We start from the raw sequence: 25,953 nt of genomic DNA, 5'->3' as shown, positions 1-25,953 counted from the left end.
TCATGACAAATCCGGTTCTGATCGAAGTGTTGCGCGGCGCGATCGTCGAGAGCGCGCATCGCGGCTCGGTCGCGGTCTTCGATGGCGACGGCAAGCCCGTCTGGGAGATCGGCGACACGGCCAAGCCGGTGTTTCCGCGCTCGGCGGTCAAGGCGATCCAGGCACTGCCGTTGGTCGAAAGCGGGGCGGCCGATGCCTATGGCTTCGGCAACCGCGAACTGGCGCTTGCCTGTGCGTCCCACTCAGGCGAGCCGGCCCATGTCGAACTGGCGCGATCCATGCTGGCCAAGGCCGGGCTGGACGGGTCGGCGCTCGGATGCGGCACGCATTGGCCGTCCAACCATGACGCCGAGATTGCGCTCGCCCGCGCCGGCGGCTCGCCAAACGCATTGCACAACAATTGCTCCGGCAAGCATTCCGGCTTCCTCTGCACCTGCGTCCACGCCGGCATTGCACATCGTGGCTATGTCAAGCCGGGACACGGCCTGCAGGAGATGGTGCGCGACGCCATGCAGTCGGTCACGGGCGCTGTCCATGGCGCGGACCAGCGTGCCATTGATGGCTGTTCGATCCCAACCTATGCGGTGCCGCTCAGGAGCTTCGCGCTCGGCTTTGCCCGCATGGCCACGACATCAGGCTTTGGCCCAGAGCGAGCCAAGGCTGCAAAGCGGCTGCTTTCCGCCTGCATGGCCGAGCCCTTCTTCGTTGCCGGCAGCGGCCGCGAAGACGTCGCGTTGATGGAGGCCGCACCAGGGCGGATTTTCACGAAAGGCGGCGCCGAAGGCGTCCATTGTGCCGCAATTCCGGAACTTGGCCTCGGCATCGCGCTCAAATGCGATGATGGCGCCGGCCGCGCCGGCGAAGCCATGGTTGCCGCCGTCCTTGCCAAACTGTTGCGTGCCGACGAGGTCTTGGCGGCGAAGCTGCTCGAATTGGCAAACACGCCCATCGAAAACCGCAACGGTGCCAAGGTCGGAGCGCTGAGGCCGACAGCAGCCCTCAACTGACGTGATTGCGCTCGACGGTCAGATGCGCATAGCCGGTATCGTTTGACGAGGCGAGATCGCCTGTCGCCGGCTCGGCCCAGCGCTGGCCGACAATGGCGCCATTCAGCGCGCCGTCGATGACATTGTCGGAGATGATGGCCGTGCCGGCGCCCTCGACGACGGACACGACGATGCCGGTTCCGGCCTTGCGGATGATGTTGCCGGTGGCGACGACATTGCGCAGGTACGGGCCCCAGCCGATCTGCATGCCATAGAGCGGCGCGTTCTCGATGACGTTGTTGGAAACGGTGGTGTCGGCCTCAACGCCGATGCCGACGCCAAATCCCGGCGAGTCGGCGGGGTAGGGGCCGCTGGTCGACAGATTGCGCACGATGTTGCCGGAGCAGACGCCCATACGGCCGCCTTCGTTGAAATTGACGATCGAGATGCCGTTGGAGGCGCCGTCGACAATGTTGTTGCTGATGATGGCGCCTTCGAACGAGAACTCGGAATAGACCGCCGTTTCGCCCGAACGCGAGCAGGTGTTGCCCGATATCTGCAGGTTGCTGGCGCTGTTGGCGCGGATCGCCGAGAAGGCGCAGTCCGAGACGATGTTGCCCGAGATGACGACATTGCCGGCGCGAAAGGCATTGATGCCGTTGCCGTTCTGCCCGGTTCCGCCGCTGCGTGCCTGGATCCCTTGGACGCGGTTGCCGGTGACCATGGTGCCGTCTTCGGCCACCTGCCAGCGGTGCACGAGGATGCCGCCATTGGCGCAATCGGAGACGGTGTTATCAGTGATAGACAGCCCGCCAGCCTCGACCGAATAGATGCCGGCATCGGCGGCGCCCGATATCTCGCTGCGCTCGACCCGGCCCGCCGCATGTTCCAGCGCCAGTCCGTTCTTGCCGCTGCCGGTGATCTGGCAATTGTCGATGGCGAGGTGCGCGATACGGCGCAGATCGAGCAGCCCTTGCGTGTAATCGCCCATCGTGCGGTTGCTGCCGTCAAAGACCAGCCCGCTGAGTTCGACATGGTCGGCCTGTTCGGCCATGAACAGGTGGCCGTCACCGCCGTAAACGATGCGCGTCGCGCCCGGCACCCCGGAAAGACGCACGCGGCCGGGCAGCGAAAGATTGGAGACGACATAGGTGCCGGGCGGCAGGAATATCGGCATGTCGCGGCTGTTTGCGTCACGCAACAGTTTGGCGAAGGCTTTGCTCTGATCGTCTGATGTGCCGGGCTGCACGCCGAGTTCGGTGGCATTGATCGAGCCGCGCATCGAGGCTTTCTCGATGCCGGTCAGACTGGCAGCGGCCGCCTTGCCGAGCGCAAGGCCCAGGACGGCGAAGCCGGCGGTTCCGGTCAGCAGCGTTCGTCTGTTCAACATCGGCACAGAATCCCAGCGTTCAACCTTGGCATCGCAGGAATCGTGCCAGACGGTCTGCCTCTCCTCTCGACGGAAACGACAATGGCTTGTCGAGCAACCTTTCCGCGCCTAAGTTGAGGCAATGAGCAGAGCTTTCACCCGCGAGGAAGACAGCGAAAATGCCATCGCCGGCGTCGGTGAGCGGCCGGTCAGCCACCATCGCAATCTGGTGACGGAACGCGGCCTGGCGCAGATCGAGGAGAATTTGGCCGATCTGCGCGAGATATTGGCAAAAGCCGAACGCAAAGCCGACCGCGAGCGCATCGCGGTCGTGTCGCGCGACCTGCGCTATTGGACCGCCCGGCGTGAAAGCGCCGAACTCTCCGTACCGGAGCCGGGCAGCGACGTGGTGCGCTTCGGCATGGGCGTCACGATCGAGGGCGACGACGGCAGGAAGGTGCACTGGAAAATCGTCGGCGAAGACGAGGCTGATCCCACCAAGGGTAGCATTTCGCATGTTTCGCCGATGGCGGTCGCCCTGTTCGGCAAGAAGGTCGGCGACTTGGCCAGCGTCAACGGCAAGGAATGGGAAATCGTCAAGCTGTCCGAGAGCTAGGACGTCTCAAATCCGCAGCACTGATTGGCGGGTCATTTGGCGAGTTTCTGAAGCCCGACCTGATATTTTTCCATGACCTCGCGCGCGGCCTTCATCTGCCGTTCGAACCTGTCGGCCACCGGCCTTAAAATGATGCCGTCATCAGTTTCGATGATCTGGAGCTGATCGCCCGATTGCAGATTCAAGCTGTCCAGCATTTTCCGTGGCAAGATCAGGGCATCTGATCCGTCGTCGAGCTTGTGGATGGTCGTCTTCACGGTTACCGCACCTTGGTTGCAGTGTCAGTCTAGCACAACCTTTTCAGAGATGCAGCAGTCCTAGTCCGTGGCCAGCAGCCGGTCCAGCAGGCGATCCGCTGCTTCCGGTATGACCGTGCCCGGCGGGAAGATCTCGGCAGCCCCCGCTTGCCGCACCGCGTCGTAGTCCTGCGGTGGGATGACGCCGCCGGCGACGATCAGCATGTCGCCTCGGCCGAGCTTTTTCAGCGCGTCACGCAGTTCGGGGATCAGCGTCAGATGTCCCGCCGCCAGCGACGAGGCGCCGACGATGTGGACGTCCTGTGCGACCGCCAGCCTGGCGATCTCATCGGGTGTCTGGAACATCGCGCCGACGGTGACGTCGAAGCCGAGATCGGCGAAGGCCGTGGCGATCACCTTCTGGCCACGGTCGTGGCCGTCTTGGCCCATCTTGGCGACGAGAATGCGCGGCTTGCCGCCGGTCTTCTTCTCGAAGGCGTCAAGCTTGTCCTGCAGACCCTCGACCACGGGATGATCGCCAAGCGCCTTGCGATAGATGCCGGAAATGGTCTGCACCGTAGCGACGTGGCGCCCAAAGGCTCTTTCCAAGGCCAATGAAATCTCGCCGACCGTGGCATTGGCGCGCGCGGCGCGGATGGCGAACTCCAGCAGGTTTTCGTTGCCTTGCGCGGCACGGGTCAGCGCATCGAGCGCGCTTTCGACGGCGGCGACGTCGCGCGTGCCCTTCAGCCGTTGCAGCTTCGACAATTGCCGCGCCCTGACCTCGGCATTGTCAATCTTCAGCACGTCGACCTCGATGTCGGTCTCGGGCCGATGGGCGTTGACGCCGACCAGCATCTGCTCGCCGGAATCGATGCGCGCCTGCGTGCGTGCGGCGGCTTCCTCGATGCGCAGCTTGGGAATGCCCTGTTCGGTCGCCGCCGCCATGCCGCCGAGCGCCTCGACCTCCTCGATATGGGCAAGCGCGCGCGCCGCCAGATCATGCGTCAGCCGCTCGAGATAGGCGGAGCCACCCCACGGATCGATGACGCGCGTGGTGCCGGATTCCTTTTGCAGGATGAGCTGGGTGTTGCGGGCGATCCGCGCCGAGTGGTCGGTCGGCAGCGCCATCGCCTCGTCGAAGGAATTGGTGTGCAGCGACTGGGTGTGGCCCTGCGTTGCAGCCATTGCCTCGATCATGGTGCGGACAATGTTGTTGTAGGGATCCTGTGCTGTCAGCGACCAGCCAGAAGTCTGGCAATGGGTGCGCAGCGACAGCGAGCGCTCGTCCTTGGGCGAAAAATTCTTCTGCATCAGGGTCGCCCACAACAGGCGCGCGGCCCGCAGCTTGGCGACTTCCATGAAGAAATTCATGCCGATGGCCCAGAAGAAGGACAGGCGCGGCGCAAAGCGGTCGATGTCGAGGCCCGCCGCGACGCCAGCGCGGGCATACTCGATGCCATCGGCGATCGTGTAGGCGAGCTCGAGGTCGGCCGTCGCGCCGGCCTCCTGCATGTGATAGCCGGAGATCGATATCGAATTGAACTTCGGCATGTTCTTCGATGTGTATGAGAAGATGTCCGACACGATCCGCATCGAAGGTTTCGGCGGATAGATGTAGGTGTTGCGGACCATGAACTCCTTCAGAATGTCGTTCTGAATGGTCCCGGCGAGATCCTTCTGCGCAACGCCTTGTTCTTCCGCCGCGACGATGTAAAGCGCCATGATTGGCAGCACCGCGCCGTTCATCGTCATCGATACCGTCATCTCGTCGAGCGGAATACCGTCGAAGAGCTGCCGCATGTCGAGGATGGAATCGATGGCGACGCCCGCCATGCCGACATCGCCGGCAACGCGCGGATAATCGCTGTCATAGCCGCGATGCGTGGCGAGATCGAAGGCGACCGACAGGCCCTTTTGACCAGCGGCAAGGTTGCGTCGGTAAAAGGCGTTGGAATCTTCGGCGGTCGAGAAACCGGCATATTGCCGGATCGTCCAGGGCTGCTGGACATACATGGTCGGGTAGGGGCCGCGCACGAAGGGTGGCAGGCCGGGATAGGTGTCGAGATGCGGCAACCCCTTGAGGTCGCTTTGATTGTACAGATGCTTGGCGACGAGCCCCTCCGGCGTGGTCCGCTGGCCTTTGAGCTCGACAGGCGTGCGGCGTGGCGGGACCCAGCCGATCTGGCCGAAGTCCGGGATCAAGAGCCGGCTCCGATCAATTGGTCGATGCGGACTGGAAACAGCGGCTCGCAGACGGCAACGCCTTCGGTGAAGGCCGGTCGGCGTTCCGCTGCCAGCGTCTCGACCGGGCGTTCGTGTTTCGATGGATAGAGCGTGGTGCCGATGATGGCCCGTTGGCCTGTGCGGTAGGCTGCATTGCGCTGCTCCGCCGCTGCGTGAACGCGCTTCTGGATGTGCCCGTCCTGAAGGCTGGACAGGACACCGCCCTCGGCTTCAATCGTCTGCAACTCCGCCCAGGCCAGTTCGCACAATTCCGCAGTCAGCGCCTCCACAGCGCCGGAACCATAGGCGGGATCGGTGACATGATCGATGTGGCTTTCATTGGCCATGATCAGTTGCGCGTTGCGGGCAACGCGACGGGCAAAACCCGCCGGCAGACCATGCGCAATCGTGTGCGGCAGGATGGAGATCGAATCGGCGCCGCCGCACGCCGCGGCAAAGCATGCAATGGTGGTGCGCAGGATGTTGGTCTCCGGATCCATCGCCGTCATCATGCGAAACGACGTCTCGGCATGGATATTGGCCGTGGATGTCGGGATCGAACAAGCTTCCTGCACCCGCGCCCATAGCCTGCGCAGCGCCCGCATCTTGGCTATCGACAGCAACTGGTCCTGGTCGACGCTGAGTGCAAAACCGATATGAGGTGCGGCATAGATAAGTGGCTGCCGCGCCGTCTCGAACATTCTCAGGTAGGAGACAGCCGAAGCCAGCATGATGCCAAGCTCCTGCGCTTCCGTGGCGCCGGCATTGTGGAACACGCGCCCGTCAGCTTCCAGCAGCACGCCTGGAACGCCCATCGCGAAGAAATGCGCCAGCGACTGCGGCATGGAGGCCTGCAGCGCCTCGATCGACATGCGCAGCCGACCGGTTCCCGCGAAGATCGCCGCTGGATCGATGCCGAAGGAGAGGTTGAGCTTTGCCGGGTCCGACCGCCGCTTGCTCAGGAACGCGACCAGCCAGTCGGCCACGGCGCGGCTCCAGGGATGGGCGTCTATACGAACCTGGATGCGGTTGAGCGGTATGCCGTCCAGCACCGCCTCCAGCGCTTCCGCCGTTCTCGGCAAGCCGTAGCCGAACGCGTTCGGCGCCCCTTCGAAGACCAGCGACAATCCCGTGGCACCCTGTGCAACATCTTCCAGCGCTTGGCTTCTGGCGCGGTCGACGTCGGGATCGTCGACCCGCTGGCTGACGATCCATGGCGATTTCGGGTTTGCGCGCACGATCGGTTCCGCCGCGGTGCTGCGGTCGTAGAGCGGTTCGATACGGATGTTGTCGTCGCTGTGCGAGACCAGCTTTTCCTCGAAGGAAGCGCCTGCCAATGCCTTTTCCGCCAAGGCGAGCCATCGCTGATGCTCGGCGTTCTCGGGTTCCACGTCCTGGATCAAGGCTCCGGCGCCCATCCGTCCTCCTCGTTTCATGCGGCCGCACCGGCCGGGAGCGGTTCAGTCTACGGTCCCCGGTCCGATATCGCAATGCAATGCGCTTTCAGAGGCCGGATTCGATCCATCAGATATAGGTCAGTCCGCGTGGACGACGATTGCCAAACAGCGGCAAAATCCGCAAGCTCCAAAAACCCGATTTGGACGAATGGCCCGGATTTGGACGAATGGCCCCGATTTGGACGAATGGCATTGTCGCTGTGCAATGGCCTCACTATACCTGCGGCAAGGCCACTGGCATTAGACACATCAGTTTGCGGAGACCGGACATATGGCTGACGACACCAGTATTTTCATCGGCGCCAGCCGCAAGCCCGACGACAGCTATCAGCGTGCCGAGCAACTGTTGCTGCAATATGGGAATCGTCATGGCCTGGTGACCGGCGCCACCGGTACCGGCAAGACAGTCACCTTGCAGATCCTGGCCGAAGGATTTTCCAACGCCGGCGTGCCGGTGTTCTGCGCCGACATCAAGGGCGATCTATCGGGCATCGCGATGATGGGCACGGCACAGGATTTCCTCGTCAAGCGGGCCGAACAGGTCAAGCTCGATCCTTATGACTTCCAGGAATTCCCCGTTATCTTCTGGGACTTGTTCGGCGAGCAGGGTCATCCGATCCGCGCCACGGTCTCGGAAATGGGGCCGTTGTTGCTGTCGCGCCTGATGAACCTGACCGAGGCGCAGGAAGGCATCATGAACATCGCCTTCCGCCTCGCGGACGAGGAAGGTCTGCTGCTGCTCGACATGAAGGACCTGCAGGCGCTGCTCGCCAACATCGCCGAGCGCGCCGACGAGATCGGCTCACGCTATGGCAACGTGACGAAGCCATCGGTCGGGGCTATCCAGCGCACGCTGCTGGTCCTGGAGCAGCAGGGGGCGGCAAACTTCTTCGGCGAGCCGGCACTGCGCATCGCCGACATCATGCGCACCACACGCGACGGACGCGGCGCCATCAGCGTGCTTGCCGCCGACAAGCTGATGATGAATCCGCGTCTCTACGCGACCTTCCTGTTGTGGCTGATGTCGGAACTGTTCGAGGTGCTGCCGGAAGTCGGCGACCCCGACAAGCCGAAACTGGTGTTCTTCTTCGACGAAGCGCATCTTCTGTTCGACGAAGCACCCAAAGTGCTGATTGATCGCGTCGAACAGGTGGTCCGCCTGATCCGCTCGAAAGGCGTCGGCGTCTATTTCGTCACGCAGAACCCTTTGGATATCCCCGAAAAAGTCCTGGCCCAGCTTGGCAATCGCGTCCAGCACGCGCTGCGCGCCTATACGCCGCGTGAGCAGCAGGCGGTGAGGACGGCGGCCGAGACGTTCCGGCCCAATCCAGATTTCGACTGCATGACCGCCATTACCCAGCTTGCCACGGGCGAGGCCCTGGTCTCGACGCTGGAGGCCAAGGGTGTTCCGTCCATGGTGCAGCGGACACTGATCCGCCCGCCATCCTCGCGGCTTGGGCCTATTACGGCCGCCGAGCGGCAAAAGCTGGTCCAGGAAAGCCCGGTCGCCGGCCAGTACGATCAGGCCGTCGATCGCGAATCGGCTTTCGAAATGCTGCAGAAGAAGGCGAAGGACGCGCAGGATGCCGAAGAGCAGGCCCAGCAGGCCGGCAGCGGCGGATCTCGCTGGACCATTCCGGGTTTCGGCAATGACGATCCCGCGCCGCAATCCGGTGGCAGGCGCACGTCTTCACCGCGCCCGTCCAACCGCCAGACGGTGGCGGAAGCCGCGATCAAGTCGGTGGTGCGCTCGGTCGGCTCGTCGGTTGGCAGGGCGATTGTGCGCGGCATCCTGGGCAGTCTTTCCAGGGGGCGATGAGTATCGGATCTGAAGGATTTTGGCCGGTTCGAAGATGACCCGAACCGGCCTTTTCTTCGTCAGGTCGCTTCCAGGACCATGTTGAGGGGCGTCTGGGCTGCCCGCCGGACATGAGAGAAACCACCCGACCGGATCACCTCGGTCAGCCGGTTTTCTCCCGCTTGCGCGCCAAGCGCCAGGCCCGTTTCCTGTGCCAGCGATGTGGGAACGCAGATCATCGTCGAGGCCGAATAGTAGAGCCGTCCGACCGGGTTGATATTTTCCTCCAGCGTGTCTCCTGCCATGGGTTCGACGACCATCCAGGTACCGCCGTCTTTCAGCGATTTGCGAATATGCGCCGCCGCCGCCTTTGGATCGCCCATATCGTGCAGGCAGTCGAAGCAGGTGATCAGATCGAAATCGCGCCCGCGAAAATCCTGCGCTCGGCCGACCTCGAAATCCAGGTTCGTCAGCCCGTAGGACCGGGCGTGCGCGGTCGCGGCGGCAATCGAGGCCGAGTGGAAGTCGTAACCTATGAATCGGGAGTAAGGGAACGCCTGCGCCATCAGGATCGTCGACAGCCCGTGTCCACATCCAACATCGGCCACCGACGCTCCCGCCTTCAACTTGTCGACGATGCCGTCAAGCGCCGGCAACCACTCCTTCACCAGGGCATTGACATAACCCGGTCGGAACAGGCGTGACACCGCGCAGAACAGACAACCCGCCTGATCGCCCCAGGCAACACCGCGCCCGGTCTTGAAAGCCGATTCCACCTTTGGTTGGTTCTCGACCATCGCAGCCGCGGTATCGAACCCGCCGATCAGATGGACGGGGCTGTCGGGTTCTGCAAACACGAATGACTGCTCGGGTGTTAGCGAGAACCGCCCATGTTCGTAGTGGACGTAGCCGGACGCTGCTTGCGCCGCCAGCCATTCGCGAACATAGCGGCGCGCGCATCCTGCGGCATCGGCAACTTCATCTGCCTTCGCCGGGCCGATCTCCTTGAGCGTCTTGTAGAGACCCAGCGCATCTCCGATCCGAACCAACGGCACGCTGACCGCACCACCAAGGTCGCCCAGAACGCGGCCTACCAATTCATTGAGCTTGGTTTCATTGAGTTGCGTCATGTCGGGTTCCTCCTGATCTTCGGACGACGGCTTGTCGTTCCGTCGATTCCGAGGATGAGCCCCCCTCTGATGATGGGCATGAGGCAGCGGTCCCGTGGGGGAAGTGAAAGCGAACGCAAATAGGGACAGAAGTCCCTTATTTGTGGTCTGCGAGGAACTCAATCGGGCTGGGGCGCTCGTTCTATGTCGGAGAGCGTCATCACGATTGCCTGCGATCGGCTGTGGACGCCGAGCTTGCTGAAGGTCATCGACAGTTGATTGCGCACGGTCTTCACGCTCTTGCTCAAGCGCTGCGCGATCGCGCGGTTGTCCAGTCCCTGTTTGACCAGATCAAGAAGCGCCAACTCTGCAGGTGTCAGGCCAGCCTCTCGGATTGCGCGTGGCTGCCTGGGCCGCTCATGTCCGAGGAAGGCATCGAGTTCATCCTGGAACACCTTCCAAGCTGGCTCGGTCGGCAGGAGAACGTGATTTTTGCTTTCAAGCGGCAGGAAGCGGGCTCCAGGGATCGCTGCGGCAAGCTTGCAGCCTTCATCGAACGGCACGCGCATGTCCCCGCGGCTGTGCGCGATCAACGTCGGGACGCGGAGTTTTATCGCGAGGTCGAGGACGTCGATCCCCTGCATCTGCCAGAGCAGGCGGGCGGCTACGTCGGCGCTTGCCGTCACGCGCTCAAGATCGCCCCACCAGCGATGCTGTTCTTGTGTCCCGTTGGGAATGAAAAGGTTGGTGAAGAACTGGCAGAACGCAGGATTTTCGCGTCCCCAGCCGATGCGCACGAAATTGACGAGTGTTTCGGCTTCCAACCGCTCGGCCGCGGTGTGCGCGCGAACTCTCGCACCTTGGCCATAGGCATTCAGCAGCACCAGATGCGACACCCGCTCAGGATGCCGCAGCGCATAGGCGATGCTGAGAGCGCCGCCTTGCGAAAGACCGAGCAGAACGAAACTTGGCTGCTCAATGGTCGCCGTCACGGCGTCCAGGTCTGCGTGCCACGCTTCGATCGAGAGGTCGGCGACATGGCGATCCGACAGACCGCAGCCGCGTGGATCGTAGCGAACAAACTGGTTGTGGGCCGAAAGGGCCTGGAGCCATGGCCGCCAAACCGGGCTCTCGAGATCATAATCGACATGACTCAGCCAGTGCGCCGCCCGCACGATCACCTTTCCCTCCCCACATGATGCGACAGCGATGCGGGTACCGTCCTCGGACGTGCAGAACCGTATGCTCTGGCTGAGTTTCATCGCCCAAGAATATCGTAGTGGGGCGCCACGCAACAGACCGGTCTCCGAGGTCTCTAATGTGCCTTGAGCCGATGCCGATGGGCAGCCTGCTTTGCGCGGTTGCCGCAGATCGCCATGCTGCACCATCTGCGGGTATGGCCTCGCGTGTGGTCGACGAACATCAGTGTGCATGCCGGCCCCTCGCACGCTTTCACGTTCGAAAAGCTTTCCTCGCAGACAAATTTCGCGAGCGTTTCGCCGATCGGCAGAAGCAGCGATTCCGGCGAGCGCCAGCGCCGCAGCGTCCGGAATTCCAGGCCGGCGGCATGTCCAGGGTCGCCCGTCACGATACGGCTGAACTGTTCATCACGTTCGAGCAACCGGTTCAGCGGCTCCAGGGCGCGCAGATCCTCAGTCGAAAGCGGGTGTCCTTTGCGTTCCTGAACGAACCCCCTGAACCACTCGCGCAAATGCCTCGCCTGATCCGCCACCTTGTCGAGTTCGCCGGGGAGGGCCTGGGCTCGAATGCTTTCAAGCGCCTCGGCAGGCACCATCCGGGCTTGTTCCAGCCAAATTAGCAATCCCTCGCCGTCGTCGAGCCAGTCGATGGGGATATCGACCGGCGTTGCGATTGAATTCAGGAAATCCAAACCGAGTGCGTCGGCGACAAAAATCGCAGGGGAATGCTGCATCGGAACTCCATTGGTCCCGGCAGCGTCAGTGCCGACCACGTGTTTGTGAACATAACCGCTCTGATGGCAATTGACAAGTTACTAAGTGCTGAGGTAGTTCGGGATAGTAACCTACATAAATGAGTTAGATAGGTTACTAAAACGGAGGAATCGCAATGGCTGCTTCGGAGCACGTCAACATCTTGCTCGCCCATGGAGCCTGGGCTGATGGATCGAGCTGGGCAAAGGTCGTCGGGCCGCTGGCGGCCCATGGTTTTAGGGTGATAGCCGTGCCGTTGCCGCTGACGTCGTTCCGCGACGATGTGGCGGCGTTGGATCGAACCATCGATCGCGTGACGGGGACGGTCGTCCTTGTCGGCCATGCCTATGCGGGAGCCGTGATAGCAGCGACCCGCAGCGACAAGGTCAAGGCGCTTGTCTATGTCGCCGGGCTTGCCCCGGACGAGGGCGAGACAGTGGCGGACGTTTTCTACCGTGCCAAACCGCATCCGCTGGCGCCCGATCTCTCTCCGGATGGCCATGGACTGATCTATCTGCCGGAAACGGCTTTCGCCGACGCCTTTGCCCAAAACGCCACGGCGCAGGACCTAGCGGTGCTGGCGGCAGTTCAGCGGCCGATCTCGCCGGCTTGCATCAGTGTGGCCATGGAGCGGCCGCTCTGGAAGGAGCGCCCCTCATGGTTCCTGGTGGCTGAACAGGACCGCATGATCCCGCCCGAGACGCAGCATTTCATGGCAACGAGGATGAAGGCTCGGGTGCGGTCGCATCAGGTCGATCACACGCCGATCGTCACCGCGCCTAGCGTTGTCGTCGACATCATTCTTGAGGCGGTGGGCGCGCCTTTGAGTGGGACTAGGCAAATAGGTTAACTGCCATAAGAGCCTCAAGAAAGTTACGGAAGGAAAGCAGAATGACCGCAATCACTTATCACACAACTGATGTGGACGGCTTCAAGATCTTCTATCGCGAGGCCGGCGCACCGGATGCGCCGAAGCTGCTGCTGCTGCACGGGTTCCCAAGTTCGAGCCATATGTTTCGGGATCTCATCCCTCTCCTGGCTGACCGGTTCCATATCGTCGCTCCCGATCTGCCGGGCTTCGGCCGGTCGGACATGCCGATGCGGGACGAGTTCGCCTATACGTTCGATAACATCGCCGAAATCATCGACCGCTTCACCACTCAAGTCGGCTTCGACCGCTATGCCCTTTACGTCTTCGATTACGGCGCCCCGACCGGCTTCCGTCTCGCCATCAGGCACCCGGACCGGATCACCGCAATCATCTCCCAGAATGGCAATGCCTACGAGGAAGGCCTGAGCGAAGGTTGGAATCCGATCCGGGCTTATTGGCAGGAGCCTTCGGAGGCCAACCGGGAGGCTTTGCGCGCTTTCCTGAAGCCTGATGCAACGGCCTGGCAATACACGCATGGTGTTCCCGATGTGGCCGCAATCTCTCCGGACGGGTACGCGCTCGACAATTTCTATCTGGCACGGGCGGGTGCCGAGGAGGTGCAACTCGATCTCTTTGGCGACTACAAGAGCAACGTCGAACTCTATCCGACCTTCCAGACTTATTTCCGGACCCACAAGCCGCCCTTCCTCGCCGTGTGGGGAAAGAATGATCCATTCTTTCTGCCTCCGGGCGCCGAAGCGTTCAGGCGCGACATCCCGGATGCGGTTGTGCGCTTCTTCGACACCGGACATTTCGCGCTGGAGACCCATGCCGGAGAGATAGCGGCAGCCATCCGCGACTTCCTTCCACACTGATATCAACCCCGAACGGGGGGCCCGAAATGTCCAACTCCGTCGCCATCGTCACCGGTGCCAGCCAGGGCATCGGTCAGGCCACCGCAATCCGTCTCGCACGGGACTTCTCCGCCGTGGTCCTGGTCGCCCGCAACCGCACCAATCTGGAGCAGACTTCGGAGGCTGTGCGGGCAGCTGGCGCGCAGGCGCTGGTGATCGATGCCGATTTGGCTCAGCCGCAGGCCGCGAAGGCCGTTGTCGACCAGGCCTCGGCTGTGTTCGGCCGCATCGACGCGCTCGTCAACATTGCCGGCGCGGTGCCGCAAGTCGACCTCTTCGACATGACCGACGAACAGTGGGAAGGGGGCCTGGCGCTGAAGCTGCACGGTGCACGGCGGCTCACCATTGCGGCATGGCCGGCCTTGAAAGCGGCCAAGGGCTCGGTGGTTCTGATGTCCGGCAATTCGGCGCTGTTTCCGAAGGCGCCCTACGCGGCCGTCGGAACGATCAATGCCGCAATTGTCGCCCTGGCGAAGGCCTTCTCCGATCGCGGCATCGCTGACGGCGTGCAGGTCAACAGCGTGTTGCCTGGGCCGGTGATGACCGGTCGTCGTCAGTCCTACCTGGAGCACTGGGCGCCGCTGCACAACATGACTGTCGACGAGGCACTGGCCAGTTTCCCCAAGGAAGCTGGGATCGCCCGTTATGGCGAGCCGGAGGAAATAGCCGAGCTGATGGCGTTCCTGGTGTCGCCCGGCGCGCGCTGGATGACTGGATCGGCATTGCGCATGGACGGCGGTGAGGTGAAGTCGATCTGAGACCGGCTGGAGACTATGGCCCGCCGGTTTGCCCTGTCCAAAATTGAACGGAGAAACTCATGTCACAGCCTGAACAATTTGATGTGCTGATCCTTGGCAGCGGCCAGGGCGGCAAGCTGCTCGCCTGGCACCTGGTACGCTCCGGCAAGAAGGTGGCAGTCGTCGAGCGCAGATGGGTGGGCGGCTCTTGTCCCGCCGTTGCCTGCATGCCCAGCAAGAACGAGATTTGGAGCGCGAGAGTGGCGCATCTCGCCAATCATGCCGCCGAGTTCGGCACGATCACCGGCCCGGTGACCATCGACATGGCGAAGGTGCGCCAGCGCAAACAAGAGATGATCGACGGTGAGATCGCATTTCATCTCGATGCCTATCGAAGCAGCGGTGCCGAGTTGATCATGGGCAGCGGGCGTTTCGTCGGGCCAAAATTGATCGAAGTGACTCTGAATGACGGCGGCACGCGTTTGCTCACCGGCGCCAAGGTCATCATCAACATTGGCTCGCATGCGGCGATCCCCGCCATTCCAGGTCTGCAGGCCGCCCAGCCGCTGACGCACATTGAAGCCCTGGAGCTCGACGTCTTGCCGCCGCATCTGATTGTGCTCGGCGGCGGCTATGTCGGTTTGGAAATGGCACAGGCTTACCGCCGCTTTGGCAGCCGTGTGACGGTGATCGAGGCCGGGCCTCAACTTGTCGGCAGGGAGGACCGCGATGTCGCAGATGAGATGCAGCAGCTTCTCGCCCGCGAGGGTATCGAGTTCCTCGTCGGAGCCGAACCGCTGGAGGTCAGCGGCCGTTCGGCACAAGAGGTCAGCGTGACCGTGCGCACGCCTTCCGGCAACCGGAAAATCGAAGGCACTCATCTGCTCGCCGCCATGGGACGTGTGCCCAACACCGCCGGCATAGGCCTCGAAGCGGCGGGCGTTGAGCTGGACAGCCGCGGCTTCATTCGCGTCAATGAGCGGTTGGAGACGAGCGCGCCCGACGTCTGGGCGCTCGGCGAGAGCGCCGGCAGCCCGCAGTTCACGCATGTCGCCGTCGACGATTCCCGCATCATCAGGGACAATCTATCCGGTGGGAACCGAAGCACACGCGACCGCCTTGTGCCCTACACTATGTTCACCGACCCGCCGCTTGCCCGGGTGGGACTAAGCGAGGGCGAGGCGCAACGTCAGGGCGTCATCGTGCGCGTCGCCAAGCTGCCGATGAAGAGCGTGCTGCGCACTGCCGCAACGGGCGAGACGCAGGGCTTCATGAAAATTGTCATCGCGGGCGATGACGATCGTATCCTCGGCTTCACCATGATCGGGTCCGAGGCGGGTGAGGTCTTGGCCGCGGTGCAGACGGCGATGCTGGCCGCGCTTCCGTATCCGAAGCTTCGCGACGCCGTCATTACACATCTGACCATAGCGGAGGGACTTGGCCCGTTGCTGTCCAACGTGCCGCCTCGGTCGGAGCCACAAATCAAATAGGAGGGTGCCGCCGATTCCGGCACTCTGAGCGGAACTGCAAATCATGACAACCCGGAGGATAGGCCGATGGTAGACTGGAACAGCGTGACCCCTGGTCATGTCCTGCAGGCGATAAACGAGTACGACCGGCTAGGCCCGGAGCGGTTCTTCTCCGAGCATGGCTTCGCCCCAACCACGACCTACGAGCTGGCTTGGGAGGAGCACCTTTACCCGCCAAAGGCAATCCTGGGCACGGCTTATGAATTCGCCACCGGTCGGCGGTTAGCCTCCACTGACTTCGAGGGCGGAAAGACGGGTGCTGTAAGAGTGCTTGGACAGCTGGGGTTCACTGTCCAAGCGAAGCGACGCTGACCTGCGTCAGAAGATCGAGTTGGTGATCTCTTTCACCGGTCCGAGCAGCACCGATCCGTCCGGCACGCCAGCATCGATCGGGATCGCCTGGCGGCTGGCTGTCGCCACCATCGGCTGGCTGGCGTCGCTGGTCACGATGACCGGCGTCTTCGAGGGCACGCGGTCATAGAGGTCGATAATGTCCTGGTTCATCAGACGCACGCAGCCTGACGACACCGACTTGCCGATCGACCGCCACTCCGGCGAGCCGTGCAGACGATAGAGCGTGTCGACATTGCCCTGGAACAGATAGAGCGCGCGTGCGCCGAGCGGGTTCTTCAAGCCGCCGGGCATGCCGCCATTGTCGGCGCTGTAGGGTTTCAGTTCCGGCTGACGGGCTATCATTTCATCCGGCGGCGTCCACTTTGGCCATTTCTGCTTCCACTGAACGACGGCGTCGCCGGACCATTCGAAGCCGGCGCGGCCAAGGCCGACACCGTAGCGTATCGCCTGACCGCCTGGACGAACCAGATAAAGGAAGTGGCCGGTGGTATCGACGACTATGGTTCCCGGCTTCTGTCCCGTTGGGTCGGGAACGATCTGACGCAGGAACTGCGGATCGATCTTGTCGACTGGGATGGCCGGCAGATCGAAGCCGCCGTCGCTGACTGCTGCGTACATCGTCACATAATCAGCCAGAGGCGGCTCGACATAGGTTGGTGGCGGCGGCGCGACCGGACCCGGCCCGGTGGTGGCGCATGCGGAAACCGCGATCGAAGCGGCGCCCAGGGCTGCGGCGTTGAGAAAGCCGCGACGGCTCAGGCGAAAAGATTCGATTTCGGTTATGGACATGGTTGCCTTCTTTAAGTCTCAAATCGCAACAAAGCGTGAATTCGCCGACAGTTGCGCGGGTGCCTGACAACACCTGGGGCGATAGGCGGTTCCGATTCTGGCCCGAACGTGGGCAAACAAAGGCGAAGCTGTGACCAGGCTGCTACTGTGGCGCCAGAGACACAGGTCTCCTAGCTGCCGGGCACAAGGGCTTCGAGTGACGGCAGGATAAGGGCCGGCGGGAAGTCCCGGTATTCTTCGGGCTGATTGGAACGGTTGATCCACACCGTGCGAAAGCCGAATTTGGTGGCGCCTGCAATGTCCCAGCGATTGGAGGACTGGAAGGAAACCGCGCCGGGGTAGAGGCGCCAGCCGGTGGCGACCATGTCGTAGACCGCCGGGTCGGTCTTGAAGCGCCGCACCCTGTCCACGGAATAGATGTCATCCAGAACCTGGTCGAGCGCGGCGGATTTGACCGCCGCCTGCAGCATTTCGGGCGAGCCGTTGGACAGGATCGCCAGCCTCGCTCCCGAAGCCTTGAGCGCCTTGAGCACGGCCGGCACTTCTGGATAGCAATCCAGCCGCCAGTAGGCATCCAGCAATATCGCCTTGAGACCGGGGTCGGCCGAGGGAACCTTGCGCAAGGCGAAATCGAGCGCCTGTTCGGTCAGTTGCCAGAAATCGGCATAGGCGCCCATCAGCGTGCGCACCCAGGAATATTCGAGCTGCTTGGCGCGCCAGATCTCGGACAGCAATTGGCCGTCCGGCCCGATCCGGTCGGCATGACGGCGCACGGCGGCATGCACGTCGAACAGCGTGCCATAGGCGTCGAAGACATAGGCGGCGTATTGCATGACAGCAGTTTTGAGGGCAGGTGCGACAAGGTGCAAGCGTTGATTGTATTGCGCCCCGGCACTGGCCTCAACAAAACTCCATGATGCCGGTTGACGGCGCCCGCCAAAGCATCTTCCAATGGCTGTCATACGAGACCGATTAAGACGGGACGACATGATGACACTGGCGGCTGCGGCGCAATCCGCGACATGGACTTTCGTCGATGGTGATTGGCACGAGGGCAACGTCGCCATTCTGGGGCCGCGCAGCCACGCCATGTGGCTCGGCACCAGCGTGTTCGACGGTGGCCGCTGGTTCGAAGGTGTTGCCCCCGACCTCGATCTTCATGCCGCCAGGGTGAATTCCTCGGCGATCGCGCTCGGCCTCAAGCCGAACATGACCGCCGACAAGATCGTCGGGCTGACATGGGATGGGTTGAAGAAGTTCGACGGCAAGACGGCGGTCTACATCAGGCCGATGTACTGGGCCGAGCATGGCGGCTATATGGGCGTGCCGGCCGATCCCGCCTCGACCCGCTTCTGCCTTTGCCTCTATGAATCACCGATGATTCCGGCGACCGGCTTTTCGGTGACCGTGTCGCCGTTCCGGCGTCCGACCATCGAAACCATGCCGACCAACGCCAAGGCCGGCTGCCTTTACCCCAACAACGGTCGGGCCATTCTCGAAGCCAAGATGCGCGGCTTCGACAATGCGATGGTGCTCGACATGCTGGGCAACGTCGCCGAGACCGGAACCTCGAACATCTTCCTGGTCAAGGACGGTCACGTCTTTACGCCTGCGCCGAACGGCACCTTCCTGTCCGGCATCACCCGCTCGCGCACCATAACGCTGCTTGGCGAGTATGGGTTCAAGACTACGGAAAAGACGCTGTCGGTGCGCGATTTCCTCGAAGCGGACGAAATTTTTTCGACCGGGAACCATTCCAAGGTGGTGCCGGTCACGCGTATCGAGGATCGCAATCTGCAACCTGGGCCGGTGGCCAAAAAGGCGCGCGAACTCTATTGGGCTTGGGCGCATTCGACTTCCGCCGCTTGAGCGGATAAAAAGGCAATCGACGCTTCATCCGGAGTTGTCCCAACCCATTCCAGACCTATCTTACTCCGGTATCGACACCGGATTTTTCCACGAGGGAGTACTATCCATGGCTTTTGAATTGCCCGCTCTGCCTTACGACTATGAGGCCCTGCAGCCTTACATGTCGAAAGAGACGCTGGAATATCACCACGACAAGCACCACAAGGCGTATGTCGATAACGGCAACAAGCTCGCCGCCGAGGCCGGCTTGGGCGATCTGTCGGTCGAAGAGGTGGTCAAGCAGTCGTTCGGCAAGAATGCCGGCCTCTTCAACAATGCCGCCCAGCACTACAACCACATCCATTTCTGGAAGTGGATGAAGAAAGGCGGCGGCGGCAACAAGCTGCCGGGCGCCTTGCAGAAGGCAGTCGATAGCGATCTCGGTGGCTACGACAAGTTCAAGGCCGACTTCATTGCCGCCGGCACGACCCAGTTCGGTTCCGGCTGGGCCTGGGTTTCGGTCAAGGACGGCAAGCTGGCGATCTCCAAGACGCCGAACGGCGAAAACCCGCTCGTCCATGGCGCGTCGCCGATCCTTGGCGTCGATGTCTGGGAGCACTCCTACTACATCGACTATCGCAACGCCCGTCCGAAATATCTCGAAGCGTTCGTCGACAGCCTGATCAATTGGGATCACGTGCTGGAATTGTACGAAAAGGCGAAGTGATCGATTTCCAGAAGCCCCGGTATCACCCGGGGCTTTTCTTTTCTGCGTCCCGTAAGAGCAAAGGTCCGGCAAAAATCATCAGGGGAAGGGAATTTCCCCTCTGTAGCATCCGTTAACGTCCTGTCCCGAAATGCCTTCATCATGGAGCCAATTGAATGAGAAAGCTTGTCATCGCCATCTCTATGCTCGCACTCGCGGTCTCGGCGGCCTTTGCCGACCCGATCCTCGACCGGCAGGCACTGATGAAGGAGCGTGGAAAGATCGTCGGCGGCCTGTCGAAAGTGGTCAAGGGCGAGGAGCCCTTTGATGCGGCGGCCGTGCTGACGCAACTTCAGGCGTTGCAGGCGAATGCGGAAAAATTCGATGCCGATGCACTGTTCCCGGCCGGCAGCGACACCGGCGACACCACGGCCTCGCCGAAGATCTGGGAAGACATGGCTGGCTTCAAGGCAGCCGAGGACAAATATCTCGCCGACGTCAAGGCTGCGGTCGCAGCGGCTCCCGCCGATGCCGACGCGCTGAAGGCGCAAGTCGGCGCTATCGGCTCCGATTGTGGCACTTGCCATCAAGGCTACAGAATCAAGAAGGGCTGATCGCCAGCCATGGCATGGCTGAAAAAACTTGTCGGCGCCGTCATCGTTCTGGGCGGCGTCGGCGCGGTTGCCGGGTGGGTCCTGTCGGCGCCGGTGAGGCTCGACAGGGAAACCCTGGCCAAGCTCGGTCCTGGCGACGCAGCCAGGGGCAAGCGCATCTTTTATGCCGGCGGTTGCACATCCTGCCATGCAAAGCCGGGCTCGCAGGGCGACGCCCGGCTTCAACTCGTGGGCGGCCTCGAACTCAAGACGCCGTTCGGAACCTTCGTGCCGCCCAACATTTCGCAAGATCCCAAGGACGGCATCGGCGCATGGTCGGCCGAGGACCTCGCCAACGCCATGATGAAGGGCGTGTCGCCGTCGGGCGAGCACTTCTATCCGGCGTTTCCCTATGCGTCCTACGCGCGCATGAATCCGGCCGACATTGCCGATCTCTATGCCTTCCTCAAGACGCTGCCGGCCGTCGCCGGCAAGGCGCCTGCAAATTCGCTCGGTTTCCCCTTCAACATCCGCCGCGGCATCGGCCTGTGGAAACTGCTTTACCTCAGCGATCAGCCGGTCGTTGCCTTCCCCCAGGGTACGCCTGATCCGGTGATATCAGGCCGCTACCTGGTCGAGGGGCCAGGCCACTGCGGCGAATGCCACACGCCGCGCGATCTTGCGGGCGGTACGAAGAAGAACGAGTGGCTGGCGGGCGCCGTGGCCGCCGAAGGCAGCGGCGTCGTGCCGAACATCACGTCGGGCGAGGGCGGTCTGGGCAACTGGTCGGAGGCTGACATCGCCAACTATCTCGAAACCGGGTTCACGCCAGATTTCGATTCCGTCGGCGGCGCCATGGTCGACGTCCAGCGGAACATGGCCGAACTGACGCCGCAGGACCGTGCGTCCATCGCCGCTTATCTGAAGGCGATCCCGGCGCATCCAAACGGCTATCCGGCCCGCAAGAAGACGGCGAACTAGAGCATTTCATCGTTTCACGGAAACGGCGATCTTCTCTAACTCTTTGTTTTGACGCAATTCCCAAGGGAAAACCCTATGCGTTTTCCCGGGAAAACCGCTTCACACTTTTCCTGGAATTGCCCCTAGACCGAGTCCGCGGATGACAGGTGGCGGTCACCGAGAAAATCGAAGCCCGTTTCGAAGAAATGGTTGTAGTTGCAGGTCAGCTCTTCGCCGGGCGCGATGTCGCGCAGCGCAAAGCTCTCCTCGGGTGAGGAGACGTCGCAGTTCGGCTCGTCGGCATGGTTCATGTAGCGCGCGTCGTCGGCTTCGAAGACGATGTAGTTCGGATCGCGGCGGTCGGGATAGGAGTAGCGATCAAGATAGCTCTTCACCGGGCCGGCCGCGCGCTCATAAGTCTCGACCTCGATGAGCCGATCGAACCTTGGGTCCAGCTTCCAGATCAGAGTACCGCGAGGAATGTGCTTCTTGGCAAAGACGCCGATTCCCTGGATGGCGGATTTGTCGAGATAGACGTCGACGAGCAGCATAATGGACCTTTACGCGATTGGAGGCTGTCAGGCCGGGAAAAGCCGCGCACTGGGTAGCGCGCGATCATCGCAATAGCGAGTGAAAATGATCAACGGCAACTTCAAAAAATCCTGATCACCCAGCCCTCCGGCAAGGGCGCGTCGACCATCGTCTGGAGTCAGCGTTGCTGCAGGGCCAGACGGACGCCCAAAGCGCAATAGATGCCGCCGACAACTTTGCCCTGCCATCGTAGCACCGACGGATTTCGGCGCAGGAACGTGCCGAGCCGGCCAGCGCTCACGGCAAAGACGACCGTGCTGAGAAGGCCCAGTACGACGAAGATGACCCCCAACGCGGCCATCTGAAGCATCACCGTTCCGTTTTCAGGCCGCACGAACTGAGGCAGGAAGGCGAGGAAGAACAGAGCGGTCTTGGGGTTGAGCGCTTCGGTCAGGACAGCCTGTCGAAACGCCGTGCCGGCAGAGATCGCAAGCGCGCCAGCAGCCGGATTGGCCGGTGTTTTCTCCATGATCGCGCGAATGCCGAGATAGATCAGGTAGGCCGCGCCGACGTACTTGATGACGCTGAACAGCGTCGCCGACGCGGCGATGATCGCCGATATGCCGATCATCGCCATAACGGTGTGAAAGACATCGCCGGCAGCGATCCCGGCGCCCGTCGCGATGCCGACCCTGGTTCCGGAACTCGTTGCCCGGGCGATCGTCAGCAGGGTGGCGGGACCTGGAATGAAGACGAAGCCGAGCACGACCGCGATGTAAGCGATCAGGGTGGTGAGGTCGATCATTTGTTGGTTGCTCCTGCAAGCTGCGCCTTGCCCATCACTTTCAGCGCGAAGGAATAGGTGTAGGCGATCTCTTCCAGCCGCGAAAACCGGCCGGAAGCGCCGGCATGGCCGGAATCCATGTTGATCTTGAACAAAACCGGATTGTCGCCGCTCTTGCGATCGCGCAGCCGTGCCACCCATTTGGCCGGTTCCCAATAGGTGACGCGCGGATCGGTGAGACCGGCGAGCGCCAGGATCGGCGGATAGTCGAGTGCTCCGACATTGTCATAGGGCGAGTAGGCAGCGATGTTTCGGTAGTCGTCGGCGGATGCGATCGGATTGCCCCATTCAGGCCATTCCGGCGGCGTCAGCGGCAGTGTTGCGTCGAGCATTGTGGTGAGCACGTCGACGAAAGGAACCTCGGCGACGATGCCGCCGAAGCAATCCGGCGCCATGTTGGCGATGGCGCCCATCAGCATGCCGCCGGCCGAACCGCCCTGCGCGACGATGCGGTCATGCGCGGTGTAGCGCTCGGTGACCAGATGGCGCGCGACGGCGATGAAATCGGTGAATGTATTCATCTTGTTCTCCCGCTTGCCGTCATCGTACCAGCCATAGCCCTTGTCCTTGCCGCCGCGAACGTGAGCGATGGCGAAGACAAAGCCACGATCGACCAGCGAGAACCAGTTGGTGTTGAAGGCGGCCGGCACGGTGATGCCATAGGAGCCGTAGCCGTAGAGCAGGCAAGGCGCGGATCCGTCCAGCGGCGTGTCGCGATGGTGCAAAAGCGAGATCGGCACCAGTTCGCCATCGCTGGCCGGCGCCATCAGTCGCCGCGTGACATAGTGGTCCGCGTCATGGCCGGACGGCACTTCCTGGGTCTTCAGCAGCACCCGCTCGCGGGTGCGCATATTGTAGTCGAACACCTGGGCCGGCGTCGTCATCGACGAGTAGGAAAAGCGCATGATCTCGGTGTCGTATTCATAGGAACCCGACAGGCCGAGCGAGAAGGCCTCCTCGTCGAGGGACAGAAGATGCTCCTCGCCGCTAATACGGTCGCGCACCACAATGCGCGGCAGGCCTTCCTTGCGTTCGAGCCGGACCATGTGGTCCCTGAAGCCGATCACCGACAGGATCAGCCGGCCGGGCTCGTGCGGCACCAGTTCCTGCCAGTTGGCGCGCACGGGATCGCTCGCTGGTGCCGTCATGATCTTGAAGTCCTTGGCGCCATCGGCATTGGTCAGGATGAAGAAGATATCGCCGCCTTCTTCCAGCTCGTACTGAAGGCCAATCTCGCGTGGTGATACCAGTTTCGGTTCGGCAAACGGATCGTCGGCGCGCATCAGGCGGTATTCCGAGGTCTCGTGATCGTTGATGCCGATCATGATCCACTCGTTGTTGCGGGTGCCGTCGACATTCATGAAGAAGCCGGGATCGGTTTCCTCATAGATCAGCCGGTCGCTTTGCGGGCTGTCGCCAAGCGCATGGAACAGCACCTTTGATGGACGGTGGTTGGGGTCAAGACGTGTATAGAAGAAGCCGTCATTGCCGGCGTTCCAGACACCTGAACCGCCGGTGTCGGGAATCTGGTCCGCAAGTTCCCTGCCGTCGGCAAGGTCACGAACGCGAAGCGTGTAGAATTCGGAGCCCTTGTCGTCGAATGCCCACAGCAGCCTTGCGTGGTCGGCCGAATGGTCGACGCCGCCAAGACGGAAATAGGCCTTGCCCGCGGCCTCCGCGTCGCCATCGAGCAGGATATGCTCGGCACCGCCGTCTCGCGACATGCGGAAATAGCGCGGCTGCTCGCCGCCAAGCTTGAAGGACGAGCCATAGGCATAGGGTCCATCCTTCATTGGCACGGAAGAATCGTCTTCCTTGATACGGCCCTTCATCTCCTTGAAAAGCTGCTTTTGCAGTTCGACCGTGTCGGCCATCAGCTTCGACTGGTAGGCATTCTCCGCCTCGAGTTCTGCGCGGATCCCGGCATCGAGCAATGACGGGTCGCGGAACATCTCCTGCCAATTGTCGGCCCGCAGCCAGGCATAGTCATCGGTTCGCGTGATGCCGTGATGCGTGTCGGAAACCGGCCGCTTCTCGGGCGTTGGCGGGCTGACGATCGGAAATATGGAGGTCTTGGTCATTGCGTCTCGCTTTGCCAGTATCTTCAATGGGCCAGTATCTTCAATGGGCCAGTATCTTGAATGGACCATCTCGAATGGAGAATATCTTGAACGGCGAATGAACACCCCGATCAGGGCAGGTTCAAGAGCCGGAGCGTATGGATTGTGTCGGCTCCAGGAGATGAGCCGGGAGGAGAGATGATGACTATTTGGTCTCGGACTGCTGCGGCTTTCGCCGTTGCTTCACTAACTCTGGCCTTTGTCGGCCAGTCTCATGCGACCGTATTCGCGGCTTGGCAAGTGGCCAATGTGCCGTTCGGCGACACGCTCAATGTACGCAAATACCCTTCGGGCACATCCCAAAAGCAGGCGGGATATCCGAACGGGACCGTTCTGCAGATGACCGGCCGATGCACCGGCGGAATAAACCTGCTCGACATCGCCAATCAGCCGGCATGGAAGCAGGAACAAAAGATTCGCTATCGCTGGTGCGAAGTCTGGCATGATCCGGCCCAGAACGGCAATTTCGTCACCGGCTGGGCCTATGGCAAATACATCACCCCGCATTGATTGACGCCGCGGCAATCAGCCGGTTGGATGACTGGCATGTCGCCTGATTGCTTGTGTATGACCACGGCAACCTGTGGTTTTGTGGACAAATGTGAACAACCAATATTGCTCGAGCGATAGCCAAGCAAGATCAAACATTAAAACCCGTTTCGTGAGTTGCCACGAATGTAACGGCGATCTGACGTTACGTCAGCCGTCGCCGACAGGAGCGCGAAATATCGATAAATTACACAATGCACGAAAGATTGAAGCTGATCGCGGAATAATTGATCAATATCGTTCAATATAGCGCGAGGGGCGAATTGACTTACTTGATCTGCACGCTCATTGATGTGCCCGCGACACGAATCGTAGAAACTCTACCTGCACAAAATTCGTGCGATGCCCTGCTTGTAAAAAAGGGCGCAGATCGATGTAACTCTTGTTGGGGCCCGAAGACCATGGATATTGTCGAAACACCTTCCAGAAACAGCGATGCGCTGATCGAATTGACCGCCGATGTGGTGGCCGCCTATGTCAGCAACAATCCCGTGCCGGTCGGCGAATTGCCGAACCTGATATCCGATGTCCATGCCGCGCTTGGGCGTGTGGGCGGAACCGCCGAACAGCCGCCTGCCGACAAGCAGAAGCCGGCGGTCAACCCGAAGCGGTCGGTTCATGACGACTACATCGTCTGCCTTGAAGACGGCAAGAAGTTCAAGTCGCTGAAGCGCCATTTGATGACCCACTATGACCTGACACCGGACCAGTATCGCGAAAAGTGGAACCTTGACCCGACCTATCCGATGGTTGCACCCAACTATGCGGCTGCCCGGTCACAGCTTGCCAAGAAGATGGGCCTCGGCCGCAAGCGCAAAGCGCGGTAATCGCTGCCAGAGCAATTCCAGGAAAGTGTGAC

26 protein-coding genes are annotated in these 25,953 nt (G+C 61.7%); 14 read left to right on the top strand and 12 right to left on the bottom strand.

Translation table 11 applies throughout. The features are described from left to right. Positions 1-2: 2 nt before the first annotated feature. Complete coding sequence (locus MESCI2_RS0106390) at positions 3-1,007, top strand: asparaginase (protein WP_027035835.1); 1,005 nt, start codon at positions 3-5, stop codon at positions 1,005-1,007. Here the strand turns inward: MESCI2_RS0106390 and MESCI2_RS0106385 are convergent. Next, a complete protein-coding gene (locus tag MESCI2_RS0106385) occupies positions 1,000-2,376 on the bottom strand; it encodes a TIGR03808 family TAT-translocated repetitive protein (RefSeq protein WP_027035834.1) in 1,377 nt (458 codons plus the stop codon). The two genes, MESCI2_RS0106390 and MESCI2_RS0106385, sit on opposite strands and share 8 nt — an antisense overlap. Positions 2,377-2,497: 121 nt before the next feature. Between MESCI2_RS0106385 and greA the strand changes: the two genes are divergently transcribed. After that, positions 2,498-2,971, top strand: coding sequence for a transcription elongation factor GreA (gene greA / locus MESCI2_RS0106380; protein ID WP_027035833.1), 474 nt, complete (start codon positions 2,498-2,500; stop codon positions 2,969-2,971). A 32-nt stretch (positions 2,972-3,003) separates the two neighbouring features. On the opposite strand, the gene MESCI2_RS0106375 is transcribed toward greA, so the two are convergent. Genes MESCI2_RS0106375 through MESCI2_RS0106365 form a run of 3 tightly spaced genes read right to left on the bottom strand, consistent with a single transcriptional unit; the run spans position 3,004 to position 6,851 of the window. Then, positions 3,004-3,228, bottom strand: a complete 225-nt coding sequence (locus MESCI2_RS0106375; RefSeq protein WP_027035832.1) for an AbrB/MazE/SpoVT family DNA-binding domain-containing protein — start codon at positions 3,226-3,228, stop codon at positions 3,004-3,006. 60 nt (positions 3,229-3,288) lie between these two features. After that, entirely contained in the window at positions 3,289-5,412 is a 2,124-nt protein-coding gene (gene scpA / locus MESCI2_RS0106370) for a methylmalonyl-CoA mutase (protein WP_027035831.1), read from the bottom strand. Further along, complete coding sequence (locus MESCI2_RS0106365; RefSeq protein WP_027035830.1) at positions 5,409-6,851, bottom strand: methylmalonyl-CoA mutase subunit beta; 1,443 nt, start codon at positions 6,849-6,851, stop codon at positions 5,409-5,411. The genes scpA and MESCI2_RS0106365 overlap by 4 nt, the downstream gene beginning before the upstream one ends. A gap of 310 nt (positions 6,852-7,161) precedes the next feature. Between MESCI2_RS0106365 and MESCI2_RS0106360 the strand changes: the two genes are divergently transcribed. Further along, positions 7,162-8,709: a helicase HerA-like C-terminal domain-containing protein gene (locus MESCI2_RS0106360; RefSeq protein WP_027035829.1), complete on the top strand. Its 1,548-nt coding sequence runs from the start codon at positions 7,162-7,164 to the stop codon at positions 8,707-8,709. 59 nt (positions 8,710-8,768) lie between these two features. Here the strand turns inward: MESCI2_RS0106360 and MESCI2_RS0106355 are convergent, their stop codons facing one another. From MESCI2_RS0106355 to MESCI2_RS0106345, 3 genes are all read right to left on the bottom strand, one after another. Continuing rightward, positions 8,769-9,818 carry a class I SAM-dependent methyltransferase gene (locus MESCI2_RS0106355; RefSeq protein ID WP_027035828.1) on the bottom strand — a complete coding sequence of 350 codons (1,050 nt, stop codon included), beginning with the start codon at positions 9,816-9,818 and terminating at the stop codon, positions 8,769-8,771. A gap of 158 nt (positions 9,819-9,976) precedes the next feature. Continuing rightward, a complete protein-coding gene (locus tag MESCI2_RS0106350) occupies positions 9,977-11,059 on the bottom strand; it encodes an alpha/beta fold hydrolase (protein WP_027035827.1) in 1,083 nt (360 codons plus the stop codon). 53 nt (positions 11,060-11,112) lie between these two features. Continuing rightward, positions 11,113-11,730, bottom strand: a complete 618-nt coding sequence (locus MESCI2_RS0106345; protein WP_027035826.1) for a CGNR zinc finger domain-containing protein — start codon at positions 11,728-11,730, stop codon at positions 11,113-11,115. Between the two features lie 155 nt (positions 11,731-11,885). On the opposite strand from MESCI2_RS0106345, the gene MESCI2_RS0106340 reads away from it, so the two are divergent. The 5 genes from MESCI2_RS0106340 (at position 11,886) to MESCI2_RS0106320 (ending at position 16,112) form a co-directional block, all read left to right on the top strand. Beyond that, a complete protein-coding gene (locus tag MESCI2_RS0106340) occupies positions 11,886-12,599 on the top strand; it encodes an alpha/beta fold hydrolase (protein ID WP_027035825.1) in 714 nt (237 codons plus the stop codon). Positions 12,600-12,640: 41 nt separating this feature from the next. Then, a complete protein-coding gene (locus tag MESCI2_RS0106335) occupies positions 12,641-13,495 on the top strand; it encodes an alpha/beta fold hydrolase (RefSeq protein WP_027035824.1) in 855 nt (284 codons plus the stop codon). Between the two features lie 26 nt (positions 13,496-13,521). Next, positions 13,522-14,292, top strand: coding sequence for an SDR family oxidoreductase (locus MESCI2_RS0106330; protein ID WP_027035823.1), 771 nt, complete (start codon positions 13,522-13,524; stop codon positions 14,290-14,292). 59 nt (positions 14,293-14,351) lie between these two features. Then, positions 14,352-15,761 carry a mercuric reductase gene (locus tag MESCI2_RS0106325; RefSeq protein ID WP_027035822.1) on the top strand — a complete coding sequence of 470 codons (1,410 nt, stop codon included), beginning with the start codon at positions 14,352-14,354 and terminating at the stop codon, positions 15,759-15,761. Between the two features lie 66 nt (positions 15,762-15,827). After that, positions 15,828-16,112: a hypothetical protein gene (locus tag MESCI2_RS0106320; protein WP_027035821.1), complete on the top strand. Its 285-nt coding sequence runs from the start codon at positions 15,828-15,830 to the stop codon at positions 16,110-16,112. Between the two features lie 6 nt (positions 16,113-16,118). Here the strand turns inward: MESCI2_RS0106320 and MESCI2_RS0106315 are convergent, their stop codons facing one another. Together MESCI2_RS0106315 and MESCI2_RS0106310 are read right to left on the bottom strand one after the other, a co-directional pair. Continuing rightward, complete coding sequence (locus MESCI2_RS0106315; protein WP_027035820.1) at positions 16,119-16,943, bottom strand: L,D-transpeptidase; 825 nt, start codon at positions 16,941-16,943, stop codon at positions 16,119-16,121. 170 nt (positions 16,944-17,113) lie between these two features. Then, positions 17,114-17,776: a haloacid dehalogenase type II gene (locus MESCI2_RS0106310; protein ID WP_027035819.1), complete on the bottom strand. Its 663-nt coding sequence runs from the start codon at positions 17,774-17,776 to the stop codon at positions 17,114-17,116. A 157-nt stretch (positions 17,777-17,933) separates the two neighbouring features. Between MESCI2_RS0106310 and MESCI2_RS0106305 the strand changes: the two genes are divergently transcribed. The 4 genes from MESCI2_RS0106305 to MESCI2_RS0106290 all read left to right on the top strand — a co-directional run bounded on the left by MESCI2_RS0106305 (position 17,934) and on the right by MESCI2_RS0106290 (position 21,071). Beyond that, positions 17,934-18,812 (top strand): branched-chain amino acid aminotransferase, encoded by an 879-nt coding sequence (locus MESCI2_RS0106305; protein ID WP_027035818.1) that lies wholly within the window; start codon positions 17,934-17,936, stop codon positions 18,810-18,812. A gap of 106 nt (positions 18,813-18,918) precedes the next feature. Next, positions 18,919-19,518 (top strand): superoxide dismutase, encoded by a 600-nt coding sequence (locus MESCI2_RS0106300; RefSeq protein WP_013532667.1) that lies wholly within the window; start codon positions 18,919-18,921, stop codon positions 19,516-19,518. A 155-nt stretch (positions 19,519-19,673) separates the two neighbouring features. Further along, positions 19,674-20,111, top strand: a complete 438-nt coding sequence (locus MESCI2_RS0106295; RefSeq protein ID WP_027035817.1) for a c-type cytochrome — start codon at positions 19,674-19,676, stop codon at positions 20,109-20,111. 9 nt (positions 20,112-20,120) lie between these two features. Then, positions 20,121-21,071 (top strand): cytochrome c, encoded by a 951-nt coding sequence (locus tag MESCI2_RS0106290; RefSeq protein WP_027035816.1) that lies wholly within the window; start codon positions 20,121-20,123, stop codon positions 21,069-21,071. 122 nt (positions 21,072-21,193) lie between these two features. Here MESCI2_RS0106290 and MESCI2_RS0106285 read toward each other — a convergent pair whose 3' ends face one another. The 3 genes from MESCI2_RS0106285 to MESCI2_RS0106275 all read right to left on the bottom strand — a co-directional run bounded on the left by MESCI2_RS0106285 (position 21,194) and on the right by MESCI2_RS0106275 (position 24,506). Next, the gene (locus tag MESCI2_RS0106285) at positions 21,194-21,601 is read right to left on the bottom strand and encodes an SET domain-containing protein (RefSeq protein WP_027035815.1); all 408 of its coding nucleotides are present in this window, start codon (positions 21,599-21,601) and stop codon (positions 21,194-21,196) included. Between the two features lie 158 nt (positions 21,602-21,759). Continuing rightward, on the bottom strand, positions 21,760-22,386 hold the full coding sequence (locus MESCI2_RS0106280) for a LysE family translocator (RefSeq protein ID WP_027035814.1): 627 nt from the start codon (positions 22,384-22,386) through the stop codon (positions 21,760-21,762). Beyond that, positions 22,383-24,506, bottom strand: coding sequence for a S9 family peptidase (locus tag MESCI2_RS0106275; protein ID WP_027035813.1), 2,124 nt, complete (start codon positions 24,504-24,506; stop codon positions 22,383-22,385). The genes MESCI2_RS0106280 and MESCI2_RS0106275 overlap by 4 nt, the downstream gene beginning before the upstream one ends. Positions 24,507-24,686: 180 nt before the next feature. On the opposite strand from MESCI2_RS0106275, the gene MESCI2_RS0106270 reads away from it, so the two are divergent. Further along, positions 24,687-25,055: a hypothetical protein gene (locus tag MESCI2_RS0106270; RefSeq protein WP_027035812.1), complete on the top strand. Its 369-nt coding sequence runs from the start codon at positions 24,687-24,689 to the stop codon at positions 25,053-25,055. A gap of 440 nt (positions 25,056-25,495) precedes the next feature. After that, entirely contained in the window at positions 25,496-25,921 is a 426-nt protein-coding gene (locus MESCI2_RS0106265) for a MucR family transcriptional regulator (protein ID WP_013532660.1), read from the top strand. Positions 25,922-25,953: the final 32 nt, after the last annotated feature.

Source organism: Mesorhizobium ciceri WSM4083 (genome assembly GCF_000519305.1).
Classification (GTDB): domain Bacteria; phylum Pseudomonadota; class Alphaproteobacteria; order Rhizobiales; family Rhizobiaceae; genus Mesorhizobium; species Mesorhizobium ciceri_B.
The sequence above is the reverse complement of the archived record's forward strand: the minus strand, read 5'-3'. Positions and strand labels throughout refer to the sequence as shown.

Excerpts from the sequence above, each read along its gene's own strand:
- MESCI2_RS0106300 (WP_013532667.1), top strand. The coding sequence starts at position 18,919 with ATGGCTTTTGAATTGCCCGCTCTGCCTTACGACTATGAGGCCCTGCAG.
- greA (WP_027035833.1), top strand. The coding sequence starts at position 2,498 with ATGAGCAGAGCTTTCACCCGCGAGGAAGACAGCGAAAATGCCATCGCC.
- MESCI2_RS0106320 (WP_027035821.1), top strand. The coding sequence starts at position 15,828 with ATGGTAGACTGGAACAGCGTGACCCCTGGTCATGTCCTGCAGGCGATA.
- MESCI2_RS0106360 (WP_027035829.1), top strand. The coding sequence starts at position 7,162 with ATGGCTGACGACACCAGTATTTTCATCGGCGCCAGCCGCAAGCCCGAC.
- MESCI2_RS0106310 (WP_027035819.1), bottom strand. The coding sequence starts at position 17,776 with ATGCAATACGCCGCCTATGTCTTCGACGCCTATGGCACGCTGTTCGAC.
- MESCI2_RS0106280 (WP_027035814.1), bottom strand. The coding sequence starts at position 22,386 with ATGATCGACCTCACCACCCTGATCGCTTACATCGCGGTCGTGCTCGGC.
- MESCI2_RS0106290 (WP_027035816.1), top strand. The coding sequence starts at position 20,121 with ATGGCATGGCTGAAAAAACTTGTCGGCGCCGTCATCGTTCTGGGCGGC.
- MESCI2_RS0106295 (WP_027035817.1), top strand. The coding sequence starts at position 19,674 with ATGAGAAAGCTTGTCATCGCCATCTCTATGCTCGCACTCGCGGTCTCG.
- MESCI2_RS0106325 (WP_027035822.1), top strand. The coding sequence starts at position 14,352 with ATGTCACAGCCTGAACAATTTGATGTGCTGATCCTTGGCAGCGGCCAG.
- MESCI2_RS0106390 (WP_027035835.1), top strand. The coding sequence starts at position 3 with ATGACAAATCCGGTTCTGATCGAAGTGTTGCGCGGCGCGATCGTCGAG.
- MESCI2_RS0106270 (WP_027035812.1), top strand. The coding sequence starts at position 24,687 with ATGACTATTTGGTCTCGGACTGCTGCGGCTTTCGCCGTTGCTTCACTA.
- MESCI2_RS0106340 (WP_027035825.1), top strand. The coding sequence starts at position 11,886 with ATGGCTGCTTCGGAGCACGTCAACATCTTGCTCGCCCATGGAGCCTGG.
- MESCI2_RS0106355 (WP_027035828.1), bottom strand. The coding sequence starts at position 9,818 with ATGACGCAACTCAATGAAACCAAGCTCAATGAATTGGTAGGCCGCGTT.
- MESCI2_RS0106365 (WP_027035830.1), bottom strand. The coding sequence starts at position 6,851 with ATGGGCGCCGGAGCCTTGATCCAGGACGTGGAACCCGAGAACGCCGAG.
- MESCI2_RS0106350 (WP_027035827.1), bottom strand. The coding sequence starts at position 11,059 with ATGAAACTCAGCCAGAGCATACGGTTCTGCACGTCCGAGGACGGTACC.
- MESCI2_RS0106285 (WP_027035815.1), bottom strand. The coding sequence starts at position 21,601 with ATGCTGCTCGTCGACGTCTATCTCGACAAATCCGCCATCCAGGGAATC.
- MESCI2_RS0106385 (WP_027035834.1), bottom strand. The coding sequence starts at position 2,376 with ATGTTGAACAGACGAACGCTGCTGACCGGAACCGCCGGCTTCGCCGTC.
- MESCI2_RS0106335 (WP_027035824.1), top strand. The coding sequence starts at position 12,641 with ATGACCGCAATCACTTATCACACAACTGATGTGGACGGCTTCAAGATC.
- MESCI2_RS0106265 (WP_013532660.1), top strand. The coding sequence starts at position 25,496 with ATGGATATTGTCGAAACACCTTCCAGAAACAGCGATGCGCTGATCGAA.
- MESCI2_RS0106305 (WP_027035818.1), top strand. The coding sequence starts at position 17,934 with ATGACACTGGCGGCTGCGGCGCAATCCGCGACATGGACTTTCGTCGAT.
- MESCI2_RS0106345 (WP_027035826.1), bottom strand. The coding sequence starts at position 11,730 with ATGCAGCATTCCCCTGCGATTTTTGTCGCCGACGCACTCGGTTTGGAT.
- MESCI2_RS0106330 (WP_027035823.1), top strand. The coding sequence starts at position 13,522 with ATGTCCAACTCCGTCGCCATCGTCACCGGTGCCAGCCAGGGCATCGGT.
- MESCI2_RS0106275 (WP_027035813.1), bottom strand. The coding sequence starts at position 24,506 with ATGACCAAGACCTCCATATTTCCGATCGTCAGCCCGCCAACGCCCGAG.
- MESCI2_RS0106315 (WP_027035820.1), bottom strand. The coding sequence starts at position 16,943 with ATGTCCATAACCGAAATCGAATCTTTTCGCCTGAGCCGTCGCGGCTTT.